This window comes from Massilia sp. UYP32 (assembly GCF_050434365.1).
In the GTDB taxonomy this organism is placed as follows: domain Bacteria; phylum Pseudomonadota; class Gammaproteobacteria; order Burkholderiales; family Burkholderiaceae_D; genus Telluria; species Telluria timonae.
On record NZ_JBNDIK010000004.1, the window covers coordinates 99,018 to 124,793 of the forward strand.

At 68.2% G+C, this 25,776-nt stretch carries 18 protein-coding genes; 12 read left to right on the forward strand and 6 right to left on the reverse strand.

Annotated elements, in window-relative coordinates; translation table 11 throughout:
• Positions 1–10: 10 nt before the first annotated feature.
• From ABIB42_RS04485 to ABIB42_RS04495, 3 genes are all read right to left on the reverse strand, one after another.
• The gene (locus tag ABIB42_RS04485) at positions 11–1,327 is read right to left on the reverse strand and encodes a hypothetical protein (protein WP_429247950.1); all 1,317 of its coding nucleotides are present in this window, start codon (positions 1,325–1,327) and stop codon (positions 11–13) included.
• Positions 1,328–1,377: 50 nt separating this feature from the next.
• Complete coding sequence (locus ABIB42_RS04490; RefSeq protein WP_005666489.1) at positions 1,378–1,776, reverse strand: response regulator transcription factor; 399 nt, start codon at positions 1,774–1,776, stop codon at positions 1,378–1,380.
• Between the two features lie 73 nt (positions 1,777–1,849).
• On the reverse strand, positions 1,850–2,071 hold the full coding sequence (locus ABIB42_RS04495; RefSeq protein ID WP_071362040.1) for a DUF3820 family protein: 222 nt from the start codon (positions 2,069–2,071) through the stop codon (positions 1,850–1,852).
• Between the two features lie 65 nt (positions 2,072–2,136).
• Between ABIB42_RS04495 and ABIB42_RS04500 the strand changes: the two genes are divergently transcribed.
• The gene (locus ABIB42_RS04500; RefSeq protein ID WP_005666494.1) at positions 2,137–2,553 is read left to right on the forward strand and encodes a DUF1810 domain-containing protein; all 417 of its coding nucleotides are present in this window, start codon (positions 2,137–2,139) and stop codon (positions 2,551–2,553) included.
• 16 nt (positions 2,554–2,569) lie between these two features.
• On the opposite strand, the gene ABIB42_RS04505 is transcribed toward ABIB42_RS04500, so the two are convergent.
• Together ABIB42_RS04505 and ABIB42_RS04510 are read right to left on the reverse strand one after the other, a co-directional pair.
• Positions 2,570–2,995 carry a DUF7684 family protein gene (locus ABIB42_RS04505; RefSeq protein ID WP_005666497.1) on the reverse strand — a complete coding sequence of 142 codons (426 nt, stop codon included), beginning with the start codon at positions 2,993–2,995 and terminating at the stop codon, positions 2,570–2,572.
• Positions 2,996–3,076: 81 nt separating this feature from the next.
• Positions 3,077–5,008 (reverse strand): hybrid sensor histidine kinase/response regulator, encoded by a 1,932-nt coding sequence (locus tag ABIB42_RS04510; RefSeq protein ID WP_429247951.1) that lies wholly within the window; start codon positions 5,006–5,008, stop codon positions 3,077–3,079.
• 272 nt (positions 5,009–5,280) lie between these two features.
• On the opposite strand from ABIB42_RS04510, the gene ABIB42_RS04515 reads away from it, so the two are divergent.
• The 10 genes from ABIB42_RS04515 (at position 5,281) to ABIB42_RS04560 (ending at position 22,050) form a co-directional block, all read left to right on the forward strand.
• Entirely contained in the window at positions 5,281–6,759 is a 1,479-nt protein-coding gene (locus tag ABIB42_RS04515; RefSeq protein WP_071362043.1) for an NYN domain-containing protein, read from the forward strand.
• Positions 6,760–6,869: 110 nt separating this feature from the next.
• A complete protein-coding gene (locus ABIB42_RS04520) occupies positions 6,870–7,301 on the forward strand; it encodes a hypothetical protein (protein ID WP_005666503.1) in 432 nt (143 codons plus the stop codon).
• 92 nt (positions 7,302–7,393) lie between these two features.
• Entirely contained in the window at positions 7,394–8,878 is a 1,485-nt protein-coding gene (locus ABIB42_RS04525; RefSeq protein WP_005666505.1) for a sodium:solute symporter, read from the forward strand.
• Positions 8,879–8,895: 17 nt separating this feature from the next.
• Positions 8,896–10,752 carry a signal peptide peptidase SppA gene (sppA, locus tag ABIB42_RS04530; RefSeq protein WP_429247952.1) on the forward strand — a complete coding sequence of 619 codons (1,857 nt, stop codon included), beginning with the start codon at positions 8,896–8,898 and terminating at the stop codon, positions 10,750–10,752.
• Positions 10,753–11,002: 250 nt separating this feature from the next.
• Positions 11,003–12,340 (forward strand): efflux RND transporter periplasmic adaptor subunit, encoded by a 1,338-nt coding sequence (locus ABIB42_RS04535; protein WP_429247953.1) that lies wholly within the window; start codon positions 11,003–11,005, stop codon positions 12,338–12,340.
• Between the two features lie 37 nt (positions 12,341–12,377).
• Positions 12,378–15,473: an efflux RND transporter permease subunit gene (locus tag ABIB42_RS04540; protein ID WP_429247954.1), complete on the forward strand. Its 3,096-nt coding sequence runs from the start codon at positions 12,378–12,380 to the stop codon at positions 15,471–15,473.
• The gene (locus ABIB42_RS04545) at positions 15,470–18,739 is read left to right on the forward strand and encodes an efflux RND transporter permease subunit (protein ID WP_429247955.1); all 3,270 of its coding nucleotides are present in this window, start codon (positions 15,470–15,472) and stop codon (positions 18,737–18,739) included. The genes ABIB42_RS04540 and ABIB42_RS04545 overlap by 4 nt, the downstream gene beginning before the upstream one ends.
• Positions 18,736–20,181 carry an efflux transporter outer membrane subunit gene (locus ABIB42_RS04550; RefSeq protein WP_429247956.1) on the forward strand — a complete coding sequence of 482 codons (1,446 nt, stop codon included), beginning with the start codon at positions 18,736–18,738 and terminating at the stop codon, positions 20,179–20,181. Before ABIB42_RS04545 ends, ABIB42_RS04550 begins: the two co-directional genes overlap by 4 nt.
• A gap of 51 nt (positions 20,182–20,232) precedes the next feature.
• The gene (locus tag ABIB42_RS04555) at positions 20,233–21,198 is read left to right on the forward strand and encodes an HDOD domain-containing protein (protein WP_429247957.1); all 966 of its coding nucleotides are present in this window, start codon (positions 20,233–20,235) and stop codon (positions 21,196–21,198) included.
• A 39-nt stretch (positions 21,199–21,237) separates the two neighbouring features.
• Entirely contained in the window at positions 21,238–22,050 is an 813-nt protein-coding gene (locus tag ABIB42_RS04560; protein ID WP_429247958.1) for an EcsC family protein, read from the forward strand.
• Here ABIB42_RS04560 and ABIB42_RS04565 read toward each other — a convergent pair.
• A complete protein-coding gene (locus ABIB42_RS04565; RefSeq protein WP_184239367.1) occupies positions 22,043–23,344 on the reverse strand; it encodes a GGDEF domain-containing protein in 1,302 nt (433 codons plus the stop codon). The two genes, ABIB42_RS04560 and ABIB42_RS04565, sit on opposite strands and share 8 nt — an antisense overlap.
• Before the next feature lie 159 nt (positions 23,345–23,503).
• On the opposite strand from ABIB42_RS04565, the gene ABIB42_RS04570 reads away from it, so the two are divergent.
• Entirely contained in the window at positions 23,504–25,642 is a 2,139-nt protein-coding gene (locus tag ABIB42_RS04570) for a S46 family peptidase (RefSeq protein ID WP_005666519.1), read from the forward strand.
• The last annotated feature ends 134 nt before the right edge of the window (positions 25,643–25,776 follow it).

Sequence of the window (25,776 nt, forward strand, 5' to 3'; positions counted from 1 at the left end):
CGCGAGCGCGCTAGCGCAGCGCGTGCACCGCCATCCCGCCGAAGCTCTTCCACGCGCCAAAGGACTGTTCAAGCCGCGGCAGCAGGCGCATCAGCGCGGGCTTGTCGAAGTGGAAGGTGGTGGCCGAGCCGGCGATCTCGCGCCGGTCGGCCAGCGCGTAGGCCTGCGCCTCGTCCTGGGCCGCGGGCACCTGCAGCAGCATCAGCACCTTCTGGCCGTCGAGGTCGAACATCAAGAGGTCGCCTTTGGCGCCCGGCCCCAGGCGCCGGTATTGGCGTTCCACGCCGGCGCCGGCCGGTCCGGCCTCGAGCGCGATGCGCACCCGCTTGCCGTGCTGGACACCCCAGTCCAGGAAGGGCGCCGCATGGCGCCGTATCTCATCGGGGTCGGTGCGGTAGGTGCGCACCGTCAGCGCATCCACATGGCGCGCCAGGCCGCGCAGCAGCGCGTCCTCGCCGCTCCAGGCGGCCGGCGCCACGGCCTCGAGCCGCATCGTGCCGGCGGCCCCGCGCAGCGCGGCCAGCAGGTCGAGGTAATGGTTGTCGCGCGCCGCCTTCGGCAGCTTGTCGGGATCGAGCAGTTGGGGCTGGACGTCGAACTGGACGCCCTTCAGGCGCGCGCGCGCGCCGGCCTGCGCGTTATAGGCGGCATAGGCGCGCATGCGGTCGACGGCGTCGGCGCGCGCGGTCGGCAGGATCAGGTCGGGCCCGTCCTCGAAGGCGGTCACCGCGATGCCGCGGCTGTCCGCCTGGCGCACGAAGGCCGCCAATGCCTGCGGCTCGGCGACCGTGCCGGCGCGCACCGGCACGTTGATGAACAATTCGCCCATGCCTTGCTCCGCGGCCCAGTCGAGCATGGCGTCGGCGCGTTCGCGCCAGGCGTTCGGGCTCCAGGCCCAGGTGGCGCGCGGCGCGCGGCGGCGCACGTCGGCGGCGTCGAGCGGGGCTTGCGTGGCCAGGCCCGGCTGCGAGGCGGGCAGGGGCGGCGGCGCGCCCAGCGTGTGGCCGGTGACGGTGAACTCCTTGCCGCTTTGTTCGCCGCGCAGCAGGATCGTCTCGCCCGGCGCCGCGTCCAATGGCAGGAAGTGCAGCGCCTGGACGCCGCTGGCGGCCACCTTGAGCGGCACGGCGCGGCAGCCGGGATCGGGCTTGCCCGGCGCTTCGGTGACGATGGCGCGCATGCGGGCGCCCATGGCGGTGGTGTAGTCCTCGGTCACGGCGCCGGGCGAGGCGAGCGGAGCGCCGGGGCACAGCAGCAAGGTGGCGGCCTGGGCCGGCAAGGACAGCGATGACAGCAGAAGCGGAAGCAGGAAAATGGAGCGCGACATGCCCCGAGTGTAAGCGAGCCGGACGATTCGCAGCGCCCGCTTAGGGATACTCAGGCGGCCGGCAGCAGCAGGCGCCGCACGCGCGCCAGCAATTCGTTGGGCTGGAACGGCTTGCTAACGAAGTCGTTGGCGCCGGCGTCGAGCGCGCGCACGGTGTCGCGCTCGGTGTTCTTGGCGGTCAGCATGAGGATGGGCACCGCCGCCCACTCGGCGCGCGCACGGGCCAGGGCGACGATCTCGAAGCCGTCGAGATGGGGCAGCATCACGTCCATCAGCACCAGGTCGGGAATTTCCGGACTGGCGGCCACGTACTCGCTCGCGGCGCGGCCGTCGGCCAGGTGCAGGACGCGGTAACCCTGGCGTTCGAGCATGAAGCGCAATACCTGGGCAATGTGGTCGTCGTCCTCGACCACCAGCACCAGGGGCGCGGGAGCGTGTTCGTTGAGCATGGCGGATTCTTCGTTGAATGTTCGATTATACCGATGCCCAGGAGGATATTGGCGTGTGTATTGCTAGAGGGTATCACCTAGTCGACGGTCCACGCAGCGGATCGAGCAGGCCGCGCAAATCATTGTGGTCGAGTTCGACCATCAGGGCCAGTAATTGGCCGAGCTCGCCGCGTGGAAAACCTTCGCGCGCGAACCAGCCCAGGTAATGGCCCGGCAGGTCGGCCAGTTTGCGGCCTTTATATTTCCCGTAGGGCATTTCGCGCACGAGGAGGAGGGAGAGGTGTTCGGCGTTCATCGTGCGGCACTTTAGCAAACAACGACGGCGTTGTAGCATTTCGGTGACAAGGGGAGGGAAACATCATGGATGACTTCAACCTGACGCGCTTCGTCGAGGCGCAGGAGCCGGTCTACGCCAATGTGCTGGCCGAATTGCGGGCAGGGCACAAGCGCAGCCACTGGATGTGGTTCGTTTTTCCGCAGTTCAAGGGGCTGGGCAGCAGCGAGATGGCGCAGCGCTATGCCATCGGCTCCGAGGACGAGGCGGCGGCTTACCTGGCCCATCCGGTGCTGGGCCGGCGCCTGCGCGAATGCGCCGGCATCGTCGCCGCGCTCGACGGGCCGACTGCGCACGAGATTTTCGGCCATCCGGACGAGCTGAAATTCCGCTCGTCGATGACCCTGTTCGCCGACGTGGCGCCCGACGAAGCCGTGTTCCAGGCCTGCATCGACAAGTATTTCGACGGCGAGGCCGACCCGGAAACGCTGGCGCGGGTGTAGGGATCGGACCGGCGGCTCAGGCGTCGGCGAACTGCGCCAGCAGTTCGTCGGGCCGGCCGCGCATGGCCACGTGCAGGATCACCGCGGTGGAAAAGCGCAGCGCCGGGTGGCTGGCGCGGTGGCGCGCGAACCAGAACACTTCGTCCAGGTCCTCATCCTCGTGCGCCGTCGTCAGCACGGATTGTTCCGGCGCGACGTCTTCGTAGTCGAACGCTTCCAGGGCGGCATCCTCGACCGCCTCGTTCCAGCTCGCGCATTCCTTGCCCCAGGCCAGCATGTAGCGGCAGCCGGAATCGACCAGCCAGCGTGCGACGTCCCAGCGCCACATCTCGTCGCTGTCGTCGTCGATCACGACCACGGCCATGAACGGCGCCAGATGCTTGAGGTCGGGCAGGGCGTCGTGGGGACGCAGCTGCAGGTAATGGGCTTTGTGTGCTTGCATGATGAGATGGTCGAATGATTGCCGATTGAAATGCGCGGCATTATCGCCGCACGGCGCCGATCGGGGAAGGCCGCGCGGCGCTCAAGCGGCCGGCGCGGCCACGCCTTCCAGCAGCGCGTACAGGCGCCCGGTGTCGATCGGCTTGACCAGGTGGTGGTCGAAGCCGGCGCCGAGGATCTGGTCGCGGTCGCGCGCCTGGCCGTAGCCGGTGACCGCGACCAGCAGCGCGTTGGCCGCTTGCGGCAGCGCGCGCAGGCGCCGCGCGAGTTCGAGCCCGTCGATGCCGGGCAGGCCGATGTCGAGCAGGCAGACCTGGGGACTGAACTGCTGCGCGCATTGCAGCGCTCGCAGCGCATCGTGCTCCACCGCGACCTGGTGCCCACCCGACTCCAGCAGCATCGACAGGGTGACGGCCGCATCGACGTTGTCGTCCACGACCATCACGCGCAGCGAGCCCGGTGGCGCGGCGCTGCGCGGTTCGTCGCAGGGCGGGGCGGCGGCGTCGCTTTGGCGTTCGAGCAGCGGCAGGCAGACCGAGAACCGGCTGCCGCGGCCCGGGCCGGCGCTGTCGCAGGCGACCGCGCCGCCATGCAGATCGACCAGGCTTTTCACCAGCGCCAGGCCCAGCCCCAGGCCGCCCGAGGAGCGGTCGGACGAGCGCTCGGCCTGGGCGAACAGTTCGAAGGCGCGCGCCGCCAGCTCGGGCGCCATGCCGATGCCGTTGTCGACGACGTCGATGCACAGGCGCCGTTCGGCGTCGATGAACGATGCGACCTCGAGGCGTCCGTCTTCAGGCGTGTATTTGGCGGCGTTGTTGAGAAGATTGGCGACCACCTGCACCAGGCGCTTGCGGTCGCCCGCGACCAGCGTGCCCGGCGGCGGCAGGCGCAACGCCAGGTCGTGGCGGCGCGCCTGGATCAGCGGCATGACCTGTTCCACCGCCTCGTGCAGCACGGCGCCGACGTCGAGCGGCTCGCTGTCGAGTTGCACCAGGCCGCGCGTGACGCGCGAGACGTCCAGCAAGTCTTCGATCAGCGCCGTCATGTGGCCCACCTGGCGCCCGATGATCTGGCTGGTGCGCTTGATCATCGTTTCGTCCAGCTTGATGCGCTGCAGCAGCTCGGCCGCGGCGCCGATCGGCGCCAGGGGATTTCTCAGCTCGTGCGCCAGCATGGCCAGGAATTCGTCCTTGCGGCGGTCGGCCTCGCGCAGCTTTTCTTCGGCCGCCTTGCGCTCGGTGATGTCGCTGGCGGCCCCGATCCATTCGTAGACCTCGCCGGCGGTGTCGAACATCGGCACCGCGCGCGACAGGGTCCAGCCGCTGCTGCCGTCGGCGCGCCGCACCCGGTGCTCGAGCTCGAACACCGAGCGGTCGCGGATGGCGCGCGCGATCTCCTGGTGCAGCCGGCCCTGGTCCTCGGGCGGGACATATTCTTCGAGCCAGAGGCCGTTGGCGTCGTCCGTGTCCTTCAGGAAGCCGCGGCCTTCGAGATGGCGCAGCTGGGTCCAGTCGGGATTCATGCGATAGATGACTTCGGCCGTCGCATTGGTCAGCGCGCGGAAGCGCTTCTCGCTTTCGCGCACGGCCGCCTCCGAGCGCACCTGGGCGGTGACGTCGTTATTGCTGTGCGAAATGCAGGTCAGTTCGCCGCCGGGGCCGAAGATCGGCGTGCTGGTCGAGGTCCAGAAGCGTTCCTCGAACACCGTCCGGCCATCGGGCAGCACCACGGGAATCGGATAGCGCACCGCCGGCAGGGTGTCGGGCAGGCCGGTCGCGCGCACCTTGGCGAGCGAGGCGCGCAGGTCGGCTTCGCCGGTATCTTCCGGATCGTCGGGGTTGCCGGGAAAGGCCGTGAACAGGCTGACCCCGAGCAGTTCCTCGCGGGTGCGCGACGAGGCCTTGAGGAAGGCATCGTTGACGGCGAGGATGATCGCGTCAGCCGTGGGCGACAGCAGGTAGTGCCCGAAGGGCGAGCTGTTGAAGGCTGACTCGAACAGGGTGGCAGAGAGCATCGTCGCCCGAAAACCGGTTGAAGGAGCCGGAATTATAGGGCAGAAGCGGGCGTGTTAAACGTACAATTGAAGCGGTCACGCTTCTTGTATGCACGATTGGTAAATGCCTTGCTTCGTCGAATGAAACAAGTCGGAACGTCGCCGGATGCCGGCATGGAAACGGTGGCGCGCCGATGCGCGCGGGCATGTGAGCAAGCGGGACGGTGAAAAGCCCCGGCGGTTGCGTATAATCGCCGTTAGCTTGTCCACTTATTACCAGAAAACAACAACTCATGGCCTCATCTTCCGACAACATCAGCATGGCGGTGTTCTGCGACTTCGAAAACGTCGCACTGGGCGTGCGCGACGCCAACTACGAGAAATTCGACATCAAGCCGGTGCTGGAGCGCCTGCTGCTCAAGGGCAGCATCGTGGTCAAGAAGTCCTACTGCGACTGGGACCGCTACAAGGGCTTCAAGGCGGCCATGCACGAGGCGAACTTCGAGCTGATCGAGATCCCGCACGTGCGCCAGTCGGGCAAGAATTCGGCCGACATCCGCCTGGTGGTCGACGCCCTCGACCTGTGCTACACCAAGTCGCACGTCAATACCTTCGTCATCATCAGCGGCGACTCCGACTTTTCGCCGCTGGTCTCCAAGCTGCGCGAGAACGCCAAGCAGGTGATCGGCGTCGGCGTCAAGCAGTCGACCTCCGACCTCCTGGTGGCCAACTGCGACGAATTCATCTTCTACGACGACCTGGTGCGCGAAAAGAACCGCGCCACCGCCAAGCGCAAGGAAGAGCAGGAGGCGCGCAAGGGCCAGTCGACGCGGCGCCCCAATGCGAGCGACGACAAGCGCAAGGAAGAACTCGAGGCGCGCAAGGTGCAGGCGCTGGACATGGTGGTCGAGACCTTCGACGCCCTGGTATCCGAGCGCGGCGACACCGGCAAGATCTGGGCTTCGCTGCTGAAAGACACCCTCAAGCGCCGCCGTCCGGACTTTTCCGAGACCTATTACGGCTTCCGCACCTTCGGCAACCTGCTCGAAGAAGCGCAGACCCGCGGCCTGTTCGAGTTCGGCCGCGACGAGAAGTCGGGCACCTACGTCTACCGCAGCGCCAACGCGCCGGCCCTGGTCCCGACCGTCGACACTGCCGCGCAGGATGTCGCCCAGGCGCCGGACGCCGTGGTCCAGGACCTGGTCGATGCCATCGCCCCGGTCGAAGGCGTGGCCGAAGAAGCCAAGCCCGACACCCGCCGGGGCCGTGGCCGCGGTGGCCGCAAGGGCGGTCGCGCCGAAGCGGCGCCGGCCTCGGCGCCGATCCCGGCCCTGCTGGAACCGGTCGTGAGCGACGCCGAGGCCCTCGCGCAGCCCGCCTCGCAGCCGACGCTGTTCGTGAGCGAGCCGGAAGCGCCCGCCGCCCAGGACGCAGCGCCGGCCGAAGCTGCGCCGGCCGAAGCGGCCCCGGTCAAGGAACGCCGCCGCACGCCGCGCAAGCCGTCCGCCAAGAAGCTGGCGGAACAGGCCGCGCTGGCGGTCGTGGCCGAGGAGGCCGCCGCCGTGCCGGCAGCGGCCGAAGCCGAGGCCAAGGCCGATGCCGCACAGCCGGAAGCCGAGCCGGTGTCGGAAGAGACCCGCGACGAAACCCAGGACGACGCCAAGCCGGCGCGCAAGAAAACGGCCCGTCCGGCCCACAAGGCGCCGGCGCGCAAGGCAGCGCCGCGCGCGCGCCGCCCGGCCAAGCCGAAGACCGGCGCCGAGAACGGCTGATCCGTCGAAGGGGAGGGATGGCGCGTGCGCCATCCCCGCCGCGCCGATGCAATAATGGCATCGCCTGTCCGGCCCCGGGCAGGCGCCATCCGGCCGCGAAGGAGCCCGCCATGCGCACAGTTGCCAGCCTGTTGCTGTTGTCCCTGCTGGGCGCCTGCCCGCCGGCGCTGGCGCAGAAGGGCCCGGCCGCCGACCATCCGATCCTCGGCATCTGGCGCCTCGCGGTGCCCGCTACCCACTGCCTCGAAACCTACCGCTTCCGCGCCGACGGCACCACGCTGGTCACCAGCGCCGCCGAGATTTCCGAGAGCGTCTACACGATCCCCAACGAGCCCGATCCCGACGGCTTCTATCGCCTGACCGACCGCGTCACCAAGGACAACGGCAAGCCCGATTGCTCCGGCAACGTCATGAAGCCGGGCGCCAACGCCACCCATTTCGTGCGCTTCCATCCGTCCGGCACGCTGTTCCTGCTGTGCGCCGAAGCCTCGATCGAGGCCTGCATCGGCCCCTTCACGCGGGTGCGCGGCGAAGAAATCTGAGCGGCGGATCGATGGCGTGCCTGAGCGCCGGCCCTTGGGCCAGCGCGGCGCAGGGTGTATATTGCTGAGCGAAACGTCAACCTCGGCATCCCATGTCCCCGCTACTCCTCTTCTGCATCCTCATCGCTTATTTCGCATTGCTGCTCGGCGTCGCCTGGGCCACCTCGAAAGGCGCCAACAACGACAGCTTCTTCATCGGTAACAAGAGCAGCAACTGGATGCTGGTCGCCTTCGGCATGGTCGGCACCACCCTGTCCGGCGTCACGTTCGTGAGCGTGCCGGGCGCGGTCGGCGTCGACGGCTTCGGCTATGCCCAGATCGTGATCGGCTACGTGATCGGCTACATCGCCGTGGCCTACGTGCTGCTGCCGCTGTACTACCGCCTGCAGCTGACTTCGATCTATCACTACCTCGACGTGCGCCTGGGGCGACGCGCCTACCAGAGCGGCGCCGGCTTCTTCATCGTCTCGCGCCTGCTGGGCGCCACCGCGCGCCTGTACCTGGTGGTGAACATCCTGCAGGCGATCATCCTCGACAGCCTGGGCGTGCCGTTCTGGCTCAGCACCCTGGTCGTGCTGGGCATGATCCTGCTGTATACCTACCAGGGCGGGGTGAAGACCATCGTCTGGACCGACACCCTGCAGACCAGCTGCATGCTGTTCGGCCTGTTCGCGTGCGTCTGGATCCTGCTGGGCGAACTGAACATGTCGATCCCGGAAAGCCTGAACCAGATGCAGTCGCAGGGCCTGGCCAACGTCTTCACGCATGACGTCGACAGCCCCAATTTCTGGCTCAAGCAGATCATCGCCGGCGCCCTGATCACGATCACCATGACCGGCATGGACCAGGAAATGATGCAGAAGACCATCTCGGTCAAGACCCTGAAGGATTCGCAGAAGAACATGCTGACCCTGACCGCGGTGCTGGTCGTGGTGCTGCTGTCCTTCGTGTTCCTGGGCGGCCTGCTGTACCTGTATGCGCCGATGGTCGGCGTGACCGCCACGGGCGACAAGATCTTCCCGGCGGTGGTGATGGGCCACCTGCCGGCGGCCTTGCAGATCATCTTCCTGATCGCCCTGATCTCGGCCCTGTTCCCCAGCGCCGACGGCGCCATCACGGCGCTGACCTCGTCGACCTGCATCGACCTGCTCGGCATCAAGCGCCGCACCGACCTGACCCAGGCCCAGGCCGAAAGCCTGCGCCGCCGCGTGCACCTGGGCTTCGCCTTCCTGTTCCTGCTGCTGGTGCTGGGCTTCAAGGCGGCCGACAATCCGAGCATGATCGGCGTGATCCTCAAGCTGGCGGCCTATACCTACGGCCCCTTGCTCGGCCTGTTCGCCTTCGGCATGCTGACCGCGCGCATGCCGAACGACCGTTTGGTCCCGCTGGTGACGATCGGCGCACCCGTCCTGTGCGCGATCCTTGAGTACAATCAGGCTTATCTGCTCGGCGCTTACCGCCTCGGGCTGGAATTACTGTTGATTAACGGCATACTGGTGTTTGCCGGCTTGTATGCGATCTCGCATCGCGTCCCTGGCGTCGCCGGGGACGGGCAGGTCGCCCGACCGCTTCCTTGACCTAGACTGGAGTTTCGATGGCCTTCAAGCCCCTGAGCGCGTTGCGGCGCGGGTTCGTGTTCCTGTGGACCGCGCTCGACGTGACCCGCCGCACCTTCTTCAACCTGCTGTTCCTGCTGATCCTCGTCCTGATCGTCGCGATGTTCTTCGGCGGCGGCGTCAAGCCGCTGTCGGAAAAGACCGCGCTGGTGGTCGAGGTGAAGGGCGACCTGGTCGAGCAGTACGAGACCACCTTGCGCGACACGGTGCTCGACAACGTGGGCGGCGACAGCAAGCGCACCGTGCGCCTGCGCGACGTGACCCAGGTGCTCGACAACGCCGCGCGCGACCCCAACATCACCAGCGTGGTGCTGCTGCTGGACGAGATGAACGGCGGCGGCATGGCCATGCTGCGCGAGTTCGGCGCCGCGGTGGAGCGCGTCAAGAAGGCCGGCAAGACGGTCGTGGCCTGGAGCGGCCAGTACGACCAGAAGCGCTACCTGGTCGCCTCGCACGCCAACGAAGTCTACGTCCACCCGATGGGCATGGTGCTGATCGAGGGCTTCGGCGGGCGCCGCAACTACTACCGCGACGCGCTCGACAAGGTCGGCGTGACGGTCAACCTGGTCAAGGTCGGCACCTACAAGAGCGCGGCCGAGCCGTATATCGCCAACGGCCCGTCGGACGCCGCGCGCGAGGCCGACGCCTACCTGTACAACGCGATGTGGGCCGGCTACACCGGCCTGGTCGAAAAGAACCGAAAGCTGCCCGACGGAGCGCTGGCCAGCATGATCGACACGCTGCCCGAGCGCATGGAAGCGGCCGGCGGCAGCGCCGCCAGGGTCGCCCTGCAGGCCAAGCTGGTCGACGGCCTCAAGACCCGCGACGAGTTGCGCGCGCTGATGGTCAAGCGCGGCGTCTACGAAGAAGACATCAAGTCGTTCCGCCAGATCAGCTTCCATGAATACCTGGCGCGCCATCCGCAGAAAGCCTTCGGCGACGCGGTCGGCGTGATCGTTGCCTCCGGCACCATCACCGACGGCGCCGGCGGTCCCGGCGTGATCGGCGGTCGCGCCACGGCCAACCTGATCCGCCAGGCGCGCGAAGACGATTCGATCAAGGCCCTGGTGCTGCGCGTCGATTCGCCCGGCGGCAGCGCCTATGGTTCCGAGTTGATCCGGCGCGAGCTGGAACTGACGCGCGCCGCCGGCAAGCCGGTGGTGGTGTCGATGGGCAGCGTGGCGGCGTCGGGCGGCTACTGGATCTCGATGGCGTCCGACGAAGTCATCGCCGACCCGGCCACCATCACCGGCTCGATCGGCGTGTTCGCGCTGCTGCCGACCGCCGACAAGGTGGCCGACAAGCTGGGCGTGCGCACCGAGGGCGTGACCACCACCTGGCTGGCCGACGCCTACAATCCGCTGCGTCCGCTCGATCCGCGTTTCGAGAAGCTGGTCCAGCAGAGCATCAACAACGTGTATGCCGACTTCACCAGCAAGGCGGCGGCGGCGCGCAAGACCACGCAGGCGAAAATCGACGAAGTGGGGCAGGGCCGCGTCTGGACCGGCGCCCAGGCCAAGGAGCGCGGCCTGGTCGACCGCCTGGGCAGCTACAACGACGCCCTGGCCTCGGCCGCCGGCCGCGCCAAGCTGGCCAAGGATTACCGCGTGGTCTACGTCGAGCGTCCGGTCACGCGCGTGGAGCGCTTCCTGCAGATGGCCGGCGCCTCGGCGGCGCAGGCGATGACGATCCAGGTCAAGCTGGGCCTGGTCGAACAGGCGATTCCGGCGGGCCCGGTCGGCCAGGTGGCGCAAGACATGGCCTTCCTGTCTGAACTGACTCAGGAGCGCAAGCCGTTCGCGGCGGTGGCCCATTGCTTCTGCGGCAATTGGTGAGCAATCTTGTAAGCAGTTTGTAACTGATTAATACAGTGTTTTGGCGGGCGCGAGCGGAATCTCGCGCCCGTTTTTCGTTTACGTCGCCTAAATAGAGGCGAACTGTGTAAATCGGCGTTAAGGCGGGTGGAAACGCACGGTTTCAGTGGAAGAGCAGTGTACGTTACGAAACATTGTGAGTGAAACGGCCATGCTAAAGTCATTGTGACCCGTATTGCGCAAGTATCAAATCTATAGAACAAGGACAAGCATGGACCAGCATCTCCCGCCCCATCCAATCACCGACCGTCCCGCCCGCACCCGGCGCGCCCGCCTCATCGGCGGGGTGATCGCCGTGCTGTCGATGGTGGCGCTGGGCGGCCTCGCCTGGTGGCTTACCCACCAGCCGGCGGGCGGCCCCGGTGGCGCGGGTGGGCCGGGGATGGCGGCCGGCGGCCCCGGCGGCCCGGGCGGCGGGCGCGGTCCGGGTGGACGGGGCGGCCCGGCCACCACGGTGGGCGTGGCGACCGCCCAGCAGGCCGACCTGCCGGTGACCCTGGACGCGCTCGGCACCGTGGTCGCCGCGGCGACCGCCACCGTGCGTCCGCAGGTCTCGGGCGTGGTCCAGAAGATCCATTTCACCGAGGGCCAGCTGGTCAAGCAGGGCCAGGTGCTGGCGACGATCGATCCGCGCCCGTTCGAAATGGCCTTGCTGCAGGCGCGCGGCCAGCGCCAGCGCGACGAAGCCCAGTTGGAGAGCGCGCGCCTGATGCTGTCGCGCTACCGCACCCTGCTCGAGCAGGATTCGATCGCGCGCCAGGAAGTCGATACCCAGGCCGCGCTGGTCAAGCAGCTCGAAGGCACGGTGATGACCGACAAGGCGTCCGAAGGCACGGCCCAGCTGAACCTGGATTATGCGACCGTGCGCGCCCCGATCAGCGGCCGCGTCGGCCTGCGCACGGTCGACGTGGGCAACCTGGTCGGCAGCGGCGATGCGACCGGCATCGCCGTCATCACCCAGCTGTCGCCGATCGACGTCGAATTCGCCGTCCCGCAAGACCACCTGCCGACGCTGCAGGGACGCATCGCGCAAGACGCGAAGCTGCCGGCCACCGCGCTGGACCGCACCCGCACCGAGGCGCTGGCCACCGGCAGCTTCATCGCCCTCGACAACCAGGTCGACACCCAGACCGGCACCGTGCGCGCCAAGGCGCGCTTCGCCAATGGCGACAACAAGCTGTTCCCGAGCCAGTTCGTCAACCTGCGCCTGACCGTCGACACCCTGCGCGACGCGGTGGTGGTGCCGGTGACGGCGCTGCGCCATGGCGCCAACGGCGACTTCGTGTACGTGCTCGATCCGGAAGCGCGCACCGTGGCGCTGCGCATCGTCCAGCGCGGCCAGGCGACCGTGGATAAGGTGCAGATCGCCAGCGGCCTGAAGGTGGGCGAGCAGGTGATCACCGAAGGCGCCGACCGCCTGCGTGACGGCGCCAGCGTGGTGTTGCCGGGCGATCGTCCGGCCGGCGCCGGCGCGCGCGGCCAGGGGCAGGGGCAGGGCCAGGGTCGTGGCCAGGGCGCAGGCCGTCCGGCCCAGGGAGCGCAGCAATGATGTTGCGGCGCCGCGATGAGCGCGCGGGGAGCATCCGATGAGTCCTTCCACTCCCTTCATCAACCGCCCGGTCGCCACCGCCTTGCTGATGCTGGCGATCGTGCTCTCGGGCCTGGTCGGCTACCGCTTCCTGCCGCTGTCGGCGCTGCCGCAGGTGGACTTCCCGACCATCCAGGTGCAGACCCTGTACCCGGGCGCCAGTCCCGAAGTCATGGCGCGCACCGTCACCGCGCCGCTGGAGCGCCAGTTCGGCCAGATGGCCGGCCTGACCCGCATGAGCTCCACCAGCGCCGCCGGGGTCTCGATCGTCACCCTGCAGTTCGCGCTGGGCGAGACGCTCGACGTGGCCGAGCAGGAAGTGCAGGCCGCGATCAACGCCGGCGGCTCGCTGCTGCCGACCGACCTGCCGGCGCCGCCGGTCTACGCCAAGGTCAACCCGGCCGACGCGCCGGTGCTGACCCTGGCCATCACCTCGGACACGCTGCCGCTGACCGAGGTGCAGAACCTCGTCAACACGCGCCTGGCGCTCAAGATCAGCCAGGTCTCGGGCGTGGGCCAGGTTTCGCTGTCGGGCGGCCAACGGCCGGCGGTGCGGATCCAGGCCGATACCGAAGCGCTCGCCTCCTATGGCCTGGGGCTGGACACCCTGCGCACCGCGATCAGCGCCGCCAACGCCAACAGCGCCAAGGGCAGCTTCGACGGCCCGACCCGCTCGTATGCGATCAATGCCAACGACCAGCTGGTCACCGTCCCCGACTATCAAAACCTGATCGTCGCCTACCGCAACGGCGCGCCCGTCAAGCTGCTCGATGTGGCGAAGGTGGTCGACAGCGCCGAGAACGTGCGCCTGGGCGCCTGGGCCAATATGAAGCCGGCGATCATCCTCAACGTCCAGCGCCAGCCGGGCGCCAACGTGATCGCCACCGTGGACGCGATCAAGGCGCGCCTGCCCGAGCTGCAGGCCGGCCTGCCGACGGCGCTGCGCATGGACGTGCTGAGCGACCGCACCACCGGCATCCGGGCCTCGGTCAAGCACGTGCAGATCGAACTGCTGCTGGCCGTGGTGCTGGTGGTGCTGGTGATCTTCGCTTTCCTGCACAGCCTGCGCGCGACCATCATCGCCAGTCTCGCCGTGCCGATCTCGCTGATCGGCAGCTTCGGCGTGATGTACCTGCTCGGCTACAGCCTCAACAACCTGTCGCTGATGGCGCTGACGATCGCCACCGGCTTCGTCGTCGACGATGCGATCGTCATGATCGAGAACATCGCGCGCTATATCGAAAAGGGCGAAAAACCGATGGCGGCCGCGATCAAGGGTGCTTCCCAGATCGGCTTCACGATCATCTCGCTGACCGTGTCCCTGATCGCGGTGCTGATCCCGCTGCTGTTCATGGGCGACGTGGTCGGCCGCCTGTTCCGCGAATTCGCCGTCACGCTGGCGATCACGATCCTGATCTCGGGCGTGGTGTCGCTGACGCTGGTGCCGATGATGTCGGCGCGCTGGCTGCGCAGCCACGAGGAAGAAAAGCCGAGCAGGTTCGCCATCCGGTTCCAGGCCTTCTTTGACCGCGTCATCGAGCGCTACGACGTGATGCTCGGCTGGGTCCTGAAGCGCCAGGGCCTGACCCTGCTGGTGGCGCTGGGCACCCTGGTCCTGACCGCCCTGATGTGGACGGTCATCCCGAAAGGGCTGTTCCCGACCCAGGACACCGGCCAGCTGCAGGCGCGGGTGCAGGCGCGGCAATCGATCTCGTACACCGACATGGCGAAACTGCAGCAGGAAGCGGCGCGGCAAATCATGGCCGACCCGGAAGTCGCCTCGGTGGCGTCCTGCGTGGGCGTCGACGCCGCCAACAACACGATGCTGCACACCGGCACCATGCTGATCAACCTGAAGGCCGACCGCGGCGACCAGCTCGAGACCATGCAGCGCCTGCGCCAGCGCGTGGCCAATGTGGCGGGCCTGCAGCTGTTCCTGCAGCCGACCCAGGATCTGACCATCGACGCCGAGAGCGGCCCGACCCAGTACCGGCTGTCGATCGAAGGCGCCGACGAGGACACCGTCAACGAGTGGGCGCGCCGGCTGACGCAGAAGATCGGCAGCCTGCCCGAGCTGCGCACGGCGATCACCGATGCCGGCGCGACCGGCGCCGCCGCCTTCATCGACATCGACCGCGACACCGCGTCGCGGCTGTCGATCACGGCCGCCTCGATCGACGACGCGCTGTACAGCGCCTTCGGCCAGCGCATCGTGTCCACCATCTTCACCGAGACCAACCAGTACCGCGTGATCCTGGAGGCGCAGCAGGACGAGGCGATGTCGATCGCCGCGCTCGGCCGCCTGCAGCTGCGCACCGGTTCCGGCCAGCCGACGCCGCTGTCGGCGATCGCCACCATCAGCGAGCGCCAGGCGCCGCTGCAGGTGATCCACGTGGCCCAGTATCCGGCGGCGACGGTCGGCTTCGACACCGCCTCCGGCACGTCGCTGGGCCAGGCCGTGAGCGCGATCCGCGCCGCCGCCGAGGAGATCGGCATGCCGGCCTCGGTCAGCATGACCTTCCTCGGCGCCTCCGGCGCCTACGAGGCCTCGCTGTCGAACCAGCTGTGGCTGATCCTGGCCGCCGTCGTCTGCGTCTACATCGTGCTGGGTGTGCTCTACGAGAGCTACATCCACCCGCTGACCATCCTGTCGACCCTGCCGTCGGCCGGCGTCGGCGCGCTGCTGGCGTTGTGGGTCAGCGGCCAGGGCCTGGGCGTGATCGGCATCATCGGCATCATCCTCCTGATCGGCATCGTCAAGAAGAACGCCATCATGATGATCGACTTCGCGATCGAGGCCGAGCGCGAGGAGGGCAAGTCGCCGCTGGTGGCGATCAGGCAGGCCGCGCTGCTGCGCTTCCGCCCGATCCTGATGACGACGCTGGCGGCGCTGTTCGCGGCCATCCCGCTGATGCTCGGCACCGGCGAAGGCGCCGAGCTGCGCCGGCCGCTCGGCCTGGCCATCTTCGGCGGCCTGATCCTGAGCCAGCTGCTGACCCTCTTCACCACCCCGGTGATCTATCTCGCTTTTGATCGTACCGCGCGGCGCTGGACCGGCAAGGCCCCCCATAAGACGGAAGGGGCGGGCGCATGAACCTGTCGCGCCCCTTCGTCGAGCGCCCGATCGCCACGGTCCTGCTGACGATCGGCCTGGCGCTGGCCGGCATCGGCGCCTATTTCGTGCTGCCGGTGGCGCCGCTGCCCCAGGTCGACTATCCGACCGTGTCGGTGTCGGCCTCGCTGCCGGGCGCCAGTCCGGAAACCATGGCCTCGAGCGTGGCCACGCCGCTCGAGCGGCGGCTGGGCGTGATCGCCGGCGTCAACGAGATGACCTCGAGCAGCAGCACCGGTTCGACCCGCATCAATCTGCAGTTCGAGCTGAACCGCCAGATCGACGCCGCCGCGCGCGAGGTGCAGGCGGCGATCAGCGCTTCGCGCGCCGACCTGCCGGCGACGCTGCGCAGCAACCCGACCTATCGCAAGGCCAATCCGTCGGACGCGCCGGTGATCATTCTGGCGCTGACCTCCAAGACCAAATCGCCGGCCCAGATCTATGAATCGGTGTCGAACCTGGTCCAGCAGCGCCTGGCCCAGGTGAAGGGCGTGGGCGAAGTGGAGATCGGCGGCGGCTCGCTGCCGGCGGTGCGGGTCGAACTGGTGCCGTATGCGATGAACCGCTATGGCGTCTCGAGCGAAGACGTGCGCGCCGCGATCCAGGCCAGCAATCCGAACCGCCCCAAGGGCGAGATCGAGGGCAACGGCAACCGGCTGCAGATCTATTCGCAGCCGGCCGGCGGCGACGGCCGCAGCGCCAGCGACTACAAGGACCTGGTGGTCGCCTGGCGCGACGGCGCCGCCGTGCGCCTGTCCGACGTGGCCACGGTGTTCGACGGCCCCGAGAACGTGTACACGCTGGGCCTGTTCAACGGCCAGCCGGCGGTGATCGTGCTGGTCACGCGCCAGCCCGAGGCGAATGTGATCGAGACCGTAGACGGCATCCGCGACCTGCTGCCGTCCCTGCAGGCCCAGCTGCCGGGCGACATCAGCCTGGCGGTGGCCTCGGACCGCACCAACTCGATCCGCGCCTCGCTGCACGAGATCGAGTTCACCCTGGTGCTGTCGATCGTGCTGGTGGTGGCGGTGGTCAGCGTGTTCCTGCGGTCCTTGCGCGCCACCGTGGTGCCGGCGGTGGCCACCGTGGTGTCCCTGCTGGGCACCTTCGGCGTGATGTACGCGCTCGGCTTCTCGCTCAACAACCTGTCGCTGATGGCCTTGACGGTGGCGGCCGGCTTCGTCGTCGACGACGCCATCGTGGTGCTCGAAAATACCGCGCGCCATATCGAAAACGGCATGGACCGCATGCAGGCCGCGCTGCTGGGCGCGCGCGAGGTCGGCTTCACCGTGCTGTCGATCTCGCTGTCGCTGGTGGCGGTGTTCATTCCGTTGCTGTTCATGGGCGGGCAGGTGGGACGGCTGTTCCGCGAATTCGCGGTGACGCTGTCGGCGGCGGTGCTGATCTCGCTGGTGATCTCCTTGACCACGACGCCGATGATGTGCGCCTGGCTGCTGCGCAAGGAAGACAAGGACAAGCAGCCGGGGCGCCTCGCGCGCTGGTCCGAAGCTGGCTTTGCGCGCGTGCTGCGCACCTACGAGCACGCGCTCGACTGGGCGCTGGACAGTAAACTCCTGGTGATGATCATCCTGCTGTTCACGGTGGCGCTGAACGTCTACCTGTTCTCCAGCGCCCCCAAGGGTTTCTTCCCGCAGCAGGATTCGGGCCAGATGAACGGCGGCATCCGCGCCGACCAGAGTATCTCGTCCCAGGCCATGCAGCAGAAGATCTACCAGCTGGTGGAGATCATCCGCAAGGATCCGGCGGTCGACACGGTCGTCGCCTTCACCGGCGGCGGGCGCGCCGGCGGCGGTTTCATGTTCGTCAACCTGAAGCCGGTGGGCGAGCGCGACGTCGCGGCCCAGGCCGTGATCGCGCGCCTGCGTCCGCAGATGGCGAAGGTCACCGGCATCACGATCTTCCTGAATCCCGTGCAGGACTTGCGCATGGGCGGGCGCTCCAGCAACTCGACTTACCAGTACACGCTCAAGAGCGACAACGCCGAAGACCTCAAGACCTGGGCCACGCGCCTGGCCGAGTCCATGAAGGCGCAGCCGGCGCTGGTGGACGTCGACACCGACCAGGCCGAGAACGGCGTCGAGACCTATGTCACCATCGACAAGGCATCGGCGGCGCGCCTGGGCATCACCACGCGCGACGTCACCAATGCCCTGTACAACGCCTTCGGCCAGCGTCAGGTGGCGAACATCTACGATGAGCTGAACCAGTACCACGTGGTGATGGGCGTGGCCCAGAAATACGCGCAGTCGCCCGAAGCGCTGAAGGACGTCTACGTCCCGGCGCGGCCGACCGGCGGGGCCTCGAGCGCGGTCTCCACCGGCACCGGCACGGCCGCCGCCGCCGGCGCCGCCGGCGCCTCGACCTCGTCGACCGCCTATCTCACCGCGGCGCGCGACCCGTCCGGCGGGCAGGCCCTGGCCAGCGCCGCCGCCACCATGGTGCCGCTGTCGGCGATCGCGCGTTTCGCCGAAAGCGCCACGCCGACCTCGGTCAACCACCAGGACGGGGAACTGGCGACCACGGTGTCGTACAACCTGAACCCGGGCTTCTCGCTGACCGACGGCGAGGCCGCGGTGCGCCAGGCCGAAGCCGATATCGGCATGCCGACCAATGTGCGCGGCAGCTTCCAGGGCACGGCGGCGGCGGCGCAAGAGTCGAGCAAGGAGCAGCCGCTGCTGATCCTGGCCGCGATCGTCGTCATCTATATCGTGCTGGGCATCCTGTACGAGAGCCTGGTGCACCCGGTGACGGTGCTCTCGACCCTGCCGTCGGCCGGCGTCGGCGCGGTGCTGGCGCTGCTGCTGTTCAAGATGGAGTTCTCGATCATCGCCCTGATCGGGGTGTTCCTGCTGATCGGCATCGTCAAGAAGAATGCGATCCTGATCATCGATTTCGCGCTCGAAGCCGAACGCGCGCGCGGCCTCTCCGCGACCGAGGCGGTGCGCGAGGCCTGCATGCTGCGCTTCCGCCCGATCCTGATGACGACCCTGGCCGCGGCCCTGGGCGCGCTGCCGCTGGCGATCGGCTTCGGCGAAGGCTCGGAGTTGCGCCGCCCGCTGGGCATCGCCATCATCGGCGGCCTGGTCGCGAGCCAGCTCCTGACCCTGCTGACCACGCCGGTGGTCTACGTCCTGCTCGACAAGCTGCGCACGCGCAAACCCGATGAACACAATCTGACGCGCCACCCTCATGAAGACGAGGGTGGTCCGTCACTGGCCAAACCATGACCACTATGCGACAACAGCTTCCATTCCGTCTTTCCCTGCTCGCCCTTGCCGGTGCGCTTAGCGCCACCTTGGCCGGCTGCGCCGTCGGTCCGGCCTACGAACGCCCGGACCCGCTTGCCGCCGGCGCGGCGCTGCCGGGCGCCTACAAGGAGGCCGCAGGCTGGGTGCCGGCCGCGCCGGCCGACGCGCTCGAGCGCGGCCCCTGGTGGACCCTGTTCGAAGACCCCGAACTCGACCGGCTGGCCAGGCAGGTCGAGGCCGCGAACCAGAACGTGGCGGTGGCGGTCGCCAACTACGCCCAGGCGCGCGCGCTGGTGGCGCAGCAGCGCGCCTCGCTGTTCCCGGTGGTGTCGCTGGGCGCCGGCGCGGATCGCGCCGGCGGGGGAGAGCGCAGCGCCGATAATGCGTACCGCCTGCAGATCGGCGCCAGCTGGGAGCCGGACGTGTTCGGCCGCCTGAGGAATGCCGTGACCGGCGCCGAGGCCAGCGCCCAGGCCACCGCCGCCGACCTGGCCAGCGCCGTCCTTGCGGCCCAGGGCGAGTTGGCGATCAACTACTTCTCGCTGCGCCAGACCGACGCCCAGCGCGAGATGCTGGCCGCGACCATCGAAGGCTACGAGCGCGTGCTGCAAATCACCTCGAACCGTTTCGAAGCCGGCATCGCGGCGCGCTCCGACGTGCTGCAGGCCCAGACCCAGCTCGCCAATGCCCGCAGCGAAGCGCTCGGCCTGCAGAACCAGCGCGCCCAGCTCGAGCACGCGATCGCGGTGCTGGTCGGCCAGACCCCCTCAAGCTTCTCGCTGCCGCCGGCGCCATGGCACGTGTCGGTGCCGGACGTGCCGGTCGGCGTGCCCTCGACCCTGCTGCAGCGCCGTCCCGACATCGCCGCCGCCGAGCGCGATGTGGCGGCGGCCAATGCCGACATCGGCGTCGCACGCTCGGCCTACTTCCCGAATTTCGGCCTGTCCGCTTCCTACGGCAACAACACGAGCCGGGTGGGCGACCTGTTCTCGGCGTCCGCCGCGGCCTGGTCGTTCGGCCTGTCGGCGGCCCAGACCATCTTCAATGCCGGCGCCACCCGCGCCAGCGTGGAAGGCGCCGAGGCGCGCCACCAGGCGACCGTGGCGCGCTACCGCCAGGTGGCCCTGGACGCCTTCGCCGCCGTCGAGAACGGCCTGTCCGCCACCCGCGTGCTGGAACAGCAGCAGCAGTTGCGGGCCGAGGCGGCCGAGGCGGCCGGCCTGGTGGAAGAGCAGATCCTGAACCGCTACAAGGCGGGGCAGGTCAGCTATACCGAGGTGGTGCAGGCCCAGGTGACGGCCCTGAACGCGCGCCGTTCGCTGGTGCAGGTGCAGGCCGACCGCCAGACGGCGGCGGTGTCGCTGATCCAGGCGCTGGGCGGCGGCTGGCAGGAACAAAGGCTGGCGGACGCGGTGCAGTAATCACGCGTCAGGCATTACAATGCTGCGATTATCGATAGTCAGGCACACGCCATGAAAAACTGGATCAATCGCATGTTGAGCAGCGCCGACAAAGCGCCCGACGCCAGCGCCTCCGCTGCACAGGTCGAGGCGGCGGAAGGTGACTATGGCGTCCAGGTCGACGCCGCCTATTACCGCTGGCTGACCGCATCCGGCGGTTACCAGGCCGGAGCGGAGGTCGAGGAGCACATCCTCGATCTGGTGCGCACGCTGGCGGCCGACCCGCTGGCCGCCAGCGGCCTGGTGCCGCGTATCCCTGAGCTGATCCCGAAGCTGCTGCGCGACCTGGCCGACGACGAGGTCTCGACCGGAGACCTGGCGCGCCAGGTCGAGCAGGACCTGGTGCTGGTGGCCGAGGTGATCCGCGAGGCCAACAGCGCCTATTACCGGCCGCTGCAGGCGGTGAAGTCGCTCGACGCCGCTCTCATGATGATCGGCCAGAACGGCCTGCGCATGCTGCTGGCCCGGATCGCCTTCCGGCCCCTGATCAGGATGGCCGACCAGGGCTTCGCGCGCCACGCCGCGCCGCTGGTCTGGAACCAGTCCGAGAAATGCGCGCTGGCCTCGAGCCTGATGGCGCCGGGCCTGGGCGCCGGCGTGTTCGAAGCCTACCTGGCCGGCCTGATGCAGAACCTGGGGCTGGTGGTGGCCTTCCGCCTGGCCGAGCGGGCGGTCGAAAATGGCAAGATTCCCGGTTCCAGCGACTTCGGCCGGCGCCTGTTCGACGTCAGCCGCAGCCTGTCGTCGACCATCGCCGCCCACTGGGAATTTCCGCCCGACGTGGTGGAAGGCATCGCCGGCGTCGGCCAGCCGGATGCCTCGCCGCTGGCGCGCACGCTCGAACGCGGCGACCGGATCGCCAAGCTGCGGCTGCTGCTCGACGCCCGCGTGGTGCTGGAGGACGATGCGCTCGTGACCGAAGGCCTGGACAGTTTCGAGCGCCGCTGCCTGGGCAAGCTGACCGATTTGCCGGGCTGACCGCGGTATTGCGTCACCTTTTTTCGCGAGGAGACCGCCATGAACATGAATGCCGAACACCTGGCCGAGCTGCACGAGGCCAAGCGCCTGCTGGAGACCCCCGGCCTGGCCGCGCGCATCAGCAACCTGGTCGGCTCGCCGATCGAAGCGGCCATCGAGCGCCTGCCGGCGCCGTGGCAAAAGCGGGTGGGCGAGGCCACCGAGCATGCGCTGCAGTATGCGATGACGGGAGCGCTGTCCACGCTGCCCGACGGCGGCAAGGAGGCATCGTACCCGCGCCTGCACAAGTTCGCGGCGAGCGTGTCGGGCGGGGTGGCCGGCGTGTTCGGCCTTCCGGGCCTCCTGGTCGACCTGCCGCTGTCCACCGTCATCATGCTGCGCTCGATCGCCGAGATCGCGCGCGCCAATGGCGAACGTCCGCAAGATGCCGAAACCCGGCTGGAATGCCTGCGCGTGCTGGCCATGGGCGGACCGGGCGGCGCTGACGATGCCGCCGATTCGGGCTATTTCGCGATGCGCATCGCGCTGGCGCGGGCGGTGAGCGACGCCGCCCAGGCGCTGGCGGCCAGGTCGGCCAACGCCGCCACGACGCCGGCCCTGCTGCGCCTGATCGCCACGGTGGCGGCGCGCTTCCAGGTGCACGTCACGCAAAAAGGCGCCGCGATGCTGGTGCCGGCCCTGGGCGCGGTGGGCGGCGCGACCATCAACCTGCTGTTCGTCGACCATTTCCAGAACATGAGCCGCGGGCATTTCGCGGTGCGGCGGCTGGAGCGCCTGTATGGCGAGGGGATGGTGCGACGACAATACGAAGCGATCGTGCTGGCCGACGAGACGACGGGATTGCTCATGTAGAGCAAATCCTGTTGCGGCCGGTCTCCTTGGCTGTGTACAGCATCGCATCCGCCCGCAGGAACAGCGCGTTCTCGCTGCGGTGCTCGGGGAACGCGGCCAGGCCGCCGCTGAACGAAAAATGCCGCGCCTCGCCCGGCGCCACCTGGAACCCGACCGCGCCGAAGGCCTGGCGCAGCGCGTCGAGCCGGCGCCACGCCGCGTCGAGCGCGCAGTCCCAGAACACGACCACGAATTCCTCGCCGCCGAAGCGCGCCAGCAGGTCGCGCTCGCCCATTCGCGGCGCCAGGCACAGGCACAGGCGCTTGATGACGATGTCGCCGAAGTGGTGGCCCCAGGTGTCGTTGATGGTCTTGAACTTGTCGATGTCGATCACGCCGAAGGCGAGCGGCTTGCCCTCGAGCGTGGCTTGCCGGATCAGGTCTTGCGTCTTGCGCTGCAGGCCCACCTTGTTCAGGAGGCCCGTGGCGCGGTCCTTGCCGATCAGGTCCTTGCTGACGCGGATCCTGGCGGCGCGGCTGGCCAGCTGCGCTTCGACCAGGCCGCCGCTGGCCTGCAGGACGGTGTCGAAGCCGTCGCCGAGCGCGCGCCGCGCCAGCGCATCGTCGGGGCGGCGCTGGAGCAGCACGATCTCGCGCACCGGATCGGCCTCGATGTTCTTCTTCATGACCCGCGCCAGCGCGTCCAGGCGCCGGTACTCGTCATCGAGAATCACGACCAGGTCGGGCTGCAGCTCCTTGACGCGCAGGTGCAGCGTGGTCGCGTCCGGGTGATGGACCACCTCGACCCGCTGCGCCAGCAGCGCCGCCGTATCCAGGTCGCCCGGCGCGCCGAGGTAAACGAGCGACACCGGGTCGCCGCGTCCGGTGCGGGCCAACAGGTTGAACAGCCTGTCGACCAGGACGTCGTTGGCGATCGGCTTTTCGGCATAGGCCAGGCAGTTGCTGTCCACCAGGCGTTGCTGGAGCAGGAAGCGGCTGCCCTGGCGGCTCGACTGCAGGTAGACGTATTCATGGCCGGGCGGCAGGCGTTCGAGCAGCTCGCCCAGCATCAGGGTCTTGCGGCTGTCGTGCAGGTCGGCCTGCATATTGTGCAGGGCGTCGAGGTCGATCACGAACAGGCTGGCGCCGTGGTCGGCCGCGACGGCGGCGGTGAATTCGGCCACTTCGCTGAAAAAACGGATGTCAAAATCGTATTTGTGCGCGTGCAGCAGCAGTTCGGCGCGGTTGTCCTTGATGAAGAAGTTCTGGGAGAGGAAGAGGACCTGGTGTCGGTACAAGGGGGCCTCGGTGCGCATGTCAACCTGCCTTCTTTCTGCATGATGTGACATCTTGCCACGCCAATATGACGTGATGTTGACGCCGCCGGGACGACCGTCAATACCCCAGAAAATCGCACGGGCATCACCCAACGGGGCTATACTCGCGCATTGCTTTTTTCACCTCGAGGACTTGTCTTGTTCAAATCGATCGTCCTGCCCGTCGCCCTCCTGGGCGCGGCGAGCGCCGCCTTCGCAGACGAAGGCCAGTGGCAACCGCACCAGCTGCCGCAACTGAAATCCGAACTGAAACGCATCGGCATCACCATGCCTGCCGAGAAGCTGGCCGACCTGGGCAAGCATCCGATGAGCGCGATCGTCTCGCTGGGCGGCTGCTCGGCGTCCTTCGTGTCGCCCGACGGCCTGGTGGTGACCAACCACCACTGCGCCTATGGCGCCATCCAGCGCAATTCGAGCGCCGAGAAGAACTACATCGTCGACGGCTTCCTGGCCAGGAACCGCGCCGACGAACTGCCGGGCGGCCCGAACACGCTGGTGTACGTGACCGAGAAGGTCGAGAACGTGACCGGGCGCGTGCTCCAGGGCCTGAATCCGTCCATGTCGGGCCGCGAGCGCCATGCGCTGGTCGAGTCGCGCATCAAGGCCCTGGTGGCCGAATGCGAAACCGACAAATCGACGCGCTGCTCGGTGCCTGCCTTCCACCGCGGCCTGGAGTACTACCGCATCAAGCAGCTGATGATCCGCGACGTGCGCCTGGTGTACGCGCCGTCCGACCGCATCGGCAACTACGGCGGCGACATCGACAACTACGAGTGGCCGCGCCACGTCGGCGACTACGCCTTCTACCGCGCCTACGTCGGCAAGGACGGCCGTCCGGCCGACCCGTCGCCCGACAACGTGCCCTACAAGTCGAAGGACTTCCTGGTCGTCTCGGCCGAGGGCCTGAAGAACGGCGATCCTATCCTGCTGGCCGGCTATCCTGGCCGTACCAGCCGCTACAAGCTGCCGAGCGAGATCCGCTTCGCGCGCGACGTCGACCTGCCGGCCAAGGCCGCGGGCATCACCGCCGACCTGTCGGTGATCGCCGCCGCGACCCAGGGCAATCCGTCCTGGACCGTGCGCTATGCGAGCGTCGACAAGGGCCTGAACAATGTGCTCAAGAAGACCAGGGGCCTGCTCGACGGCTTCGCGCGCAAGGACATCGCCGCCATCAAGGACGTGCAGGATGCCGAGTTCCGCGCCTGGCAGAAGGCGCATGCCGACGGCAACGCCGGCCTGCTGTCCGAACTGGACGCGGTGATCGCCCAGGACATGGCGCTGCAGCGCCAGGAAGCCGCCTGGCTCGAAGCCACCCACAGCGACCTGCTCAAGAGCGCGCGTACCCTGTACCGCCTGGCGCTGGAGCGCGGCAAGCCGGACGCCGAGCGCGAAAGCGGCTACCAGGAACGCGACCTCGGCTTCATCAAGGCGCGCCTGACCCGCCTGGAGCAGTCGTTCGTGCCGAGCGTCGACCAGGCGCGCTACGCCGCCGCCCTCGCGCGCTACGCCGGCATCGACGCCAAGGTCCGTCCGCAAGGCGTGGACGCGCTGCTGCCGGCGCAGGATGCGCTCACTGGCATGTACAAGGCCAGCGAGTTGTCGGATACCGCCAAGCGCCTGGCCTGGATCGGCAAGGACGTCGAGGCCTTCCGCAAGTCGGACGATCCTTTTATTCAGCTGGCGGTGCGCCTGCACGACGCCGGCATGGCGCTGGAAGAGCGCCGCAACGAGATCGACGGCAACCTCGAACGCGTGATCCCGCAATACATGGCGGCCGTGATCGCATGGAAGAAATCGCAGGGCAAACCGGTCTACCCGGACGCCAACTCGACCTTGCGCGTGACCTACGGCACCGTGTCGCCGTTCTCGCCGCGCGACGGCCTGGTCAAGGGCCCGTTCACCACGGTCGAAGGCATCCTGGAAAAGGAGACCGGCAAGGATCCGTTCATCGTGCCGGCCCCGCTCAAGGAAGCGATCCAGGCCAAGCGCTATGGCGTGTTCAAGGATGCGGCGCTGGGAACGGTGCCGGTCAACTTCCTGTCGAGCGCCGACACCACGGGCGGCAACTCCGGTTCGGCCGTGATGAACAAGAACGGCGAACTGATCGGCCTGAACTTCGATTCGACCTATGAATCGATCACCAAGGACTGGTACTTCGACACCGCCATCACGCGCGCGATCCACGTCGACATCCGCTACATGCTGTGGGTGATGAAGGAAGTCGACCACGCCGACAACCTGCTCAAGGAAATGACGATCAAGTATCCGAAGAAGTAATTCGGACGTTGCCCATCGGTGCACTTGCGCGCCGAGTTGCACCATGCACGTCGTTCCCGCGGAGGCGGGAACCCAAGTTCTGCGCGCGCCGTCGGGCTGCACGCAGCCTTGGGTCCCCGCCTGCGCGGGGACGA